Here is a 3,270-nt window from a genome sequence, read left to right on the forward strand (position 1 = left end):
GCAAATAACTGCCCGGTTTGCGCACCGTATTTGGCTTTCAGATTGTCCGATTGACGACCGAAGGCCACTGAACGCTCGGTATCAAACCGGTGCCAGCTATAAGCTACGCCGGTACGCAAGGCCAGCGCATCCAGCTGTTTGCTGCCATAAAATGCCAGATGGAAGTTATCACTGCCTGCGGAAGTATTATCACCGCCACGCAGGGAAGAGCGGGTGAAACCGGTAGCCATACCTAGTCGCAGGTCATTGGCTACTACCCGATCTGCACCCAGAAATACGCCGTAGTTGGACATGCGATAACCGTTGGCTTCACTGTTACTGTTAGTCCGTTGCCAGTTACTGGTGATCTGTGCCCAGACCCCGTTTTGGTCAGCCTTGATATCCTGACTGGCCAATCCGCTGTCTGCCTGACGTAAACGGGTATTCAGGGTATCACGCAGATAACGGCTGCCATTGATTTGTGCAGACGCGATATCAGCGTGGATTTGGCCTGAAGACAATTGCTGGAAGGCTTTGCCCGCCTGCGGCGCCGTATCCGACATCAGAATGCTTTCATAAACCGGATGGCCCAGATGCAATTTCTCCGCCGCATTAGCGATGGCGCGCTCATTGGCGGTTTTTGTCACACTGGCAAATGGGGTAGCATTACGATTGATATCTAACATGACTCGATCACGCTGGTAGTCCAGTTGAGTGCCAATGAACAGGTAGTCAGGTGAAGCGGCAGTAAACTGACCATTGATGCCTTTGTTGGCCTGTAGGATATTGTATTGCTGACCCAGCAGGCTGCGGACTTCGGGTTTTGAAAGCAAATTGCTGCTGTTTTCTAACCTAACTTCAACCTCGCCACCTTTTAATGTAGCTAAACCGTCAGCATAAAGACGGTCACTCAACCCAGCGGTATTTCTGGCGACTTCAACAAGGTAATTTGAGTCTGCTTCGAAAGTCACATCGTTGTTAACTTTCAGTGTGCCGATTAAATCCGTATTCATGGGACCCACATTACCGGGGGCAATATAAGAGCCGCTCTTAGCGATGAGCGAGCCAACCGTACCATTTCCGCTGAATGCGGCACCCTTATGTACCGTCACATCAGAAGCGATGCCGCCACTGACCTGTAACTGGCCCTGTTCAACTAGGGTAGGGCCTTGATAGGTGCTATTTTTACCGGTCAGTTCCAGCATCCCTTTACCGGTTTTGGTTAACCCACCGTGACCGGAAATATCATGACTCCAGTAGTCATAGGTACATTCGATGCTGTCGCAGATGCGTTCTACCGTTGTGCCTGCTTCTACTTTTTCCCCCATGCCAACGATATTGGCGACAAACTGCGTATCGGTATAGGAATTTTCAATATAAAATTCAGCGGGAATATCGTCCTTCGTGATAAACATTTTCGGGCCATCAATGGCATCTTTCAGGTTAAGCATGCCCCAGCCGGAAAATTCATGGATCCTTTTGCCTTCTTTATTAATGATGGTTGCGGTAGTTTTTAGGACATCTGAAATTTGTCCCGCCGTCATATAAGGGAAACGTTGCATCAGGACAGCGGCGGCTCCGACGACATGAGGCGCTGCCATAGATGTCCCCGTCTTGAGACCATAGGAAGAGTCAATTTCAAGCTCCCCTCTATTCAGCGCACCTTCGTTTATTGCACCACCTGATTTTGGAACGAATTCACCGGTGCTACTGTAAACTAGGGTGCCCGGTGCAGATAAACAATAGCTGGCGGTATATCCACAACGGGTTGATGACAGAGCCAGCTCCTTGTCCTGAGTCAGGTTGGCGACACTGAGATAGTTTTTCAAAACGTCAGGGAAGAAGAATGGTATGCCTGCATCTATCCAGGTAACGTTATAGTTATTAGCATTTCCGGCAGAACGAACAACTAATTTATGATGGCGTGCTGCACGTAATAAACCCGCTGTACCAGAGAGATCATCGTATATCTCAGGAATTGGTGAATGGCTTAAATGATCCAATATTCCTTTAATCGGTTCCATTTCGTTAATAACATGAGCTAATGTCACCTGCTTATATTTTACTGTCCCATTTGGCCAGCGTCTGGGGTTACCCCGTTCATCTACTTCATAGCTAGGCCTGACGCCCCAACTATTATTGATGACCCGAACATTACTTTGGATCATCGCTTCTGTGCGATTATGATAATTACCCAAAAATTTTGCAGTAACCAAGTCGGCATTAAATGCGACTCCATGCATCTCCTTGCCGTCCCGGTTTGCGACAATAGTACCGGCGACATGGTTACCATGATTGCCAAAAGAGATATTGCCAGATTTATCGTCATCATATTTATAACTCACAATATCTGTCGGGCTTAATATTTTAAGCTTGTTTGCGAACTCAGCATGAGGCGTTACGGCCTGATCAAGCACCCCGACAGTGATCCCTTTCCCGGTATAACCTCGGGCATAGGCGTAATGTGCACCAATAGCTGTTAATCCCCACTGGCGTTTAAATTCTTCTGATAACCAGCTATCCGGTGAGTTCAACCGTCCTTTTTCTTGATACCCGCTATCAGCGATAGCAGCAGTAGCAGGTAAAAGCCCACACAATAATGTTATCCACAAAACAATAGGTTTTACTGAGTTGTTTTTTTTCATAGTGATAAGCCTGTTTTTCATATAATGGATTTATACACAAAGAAAAACTCACTGCCTGCCAGCAGTGAGTGGGATTTTTTTTTACTGACTAGAATTTCCAGTTGGCATTTAAGAAAACGCCGTTATCTTTGTGACCACGTGATAAGACCCCGTTGTAGCCCACTGATAACTGGGTATTTTCATTAATACTCAGGGAAGTGCCGGCTTTGATGATTGCCGCATCACGTGCAGCGGAGACACTGTTAACGGTAAATGACACATCGCTGTTGCTGAAACTCAATTGACTGTCACGTGCGACATTACCGAACTGATGTTGCCAGCCTAATTCACCATACATGCCGACAGTCAGCTGATCCTGCGTCTGCCAGTTCTGGTTTACACGTAAACCTAATGTCGAGAGGGTGGCATTCTTCGATTGTTTTTTCCCGGTCAGGGCAGCGGCACCACCGTGTTCATTGATGCCATCATTACGGAAATTAACATGGGATAGGTTGGCGAAAGGCTCCAGATTGAGCCAGTCCGGGTTGATCCCGTAAGCCGCTTCCGCAAATAACTGCCCGGTTTGCGCACCGTATTTGGCTTTCAGATTGTCCGATTGACGACCGAAGGCCACTGAACGCTCGGTATCAAACCGGTGCCAGCTATA

2 protein-coding genes are annotated in these 3,270 nt (G+C 47.6%); both read right to left on the reverse strand.

What is annotated here, in order from left to right; all coding sequences use genetic code 11:
• On the reverse strand, positions 1 to 2,624 hold a 2,624-nt coding region (locus tag AACS92_RS19865; protein ID WP_099111990.1), incomplete at its 3' end, for an autotransporter serine protease.
• Between the two features lie 88 nt (positions 2,625 to 2,712).
• Positions 2,713 to 3,270 (reverse strand): autotransporter outer membrane beta-barrel domain-containing protein (locus AACS92_RS19870; RefSeq protein ID WP_153044805.1); only part of this gene is annotated, 558 nt, incomplete at its 5' end.

The sequence above is a fragment of the Xenorhabdus sp. KJ12.1 genome, from assembly GCF_963876495.1.
Lineage (GTDB): Bacteria > Pseudomonadota > Gammaproteobacteria > Enterobacterales > Enterobacteriaceae > Xenorhabdus > Xenorhabdus stockiae.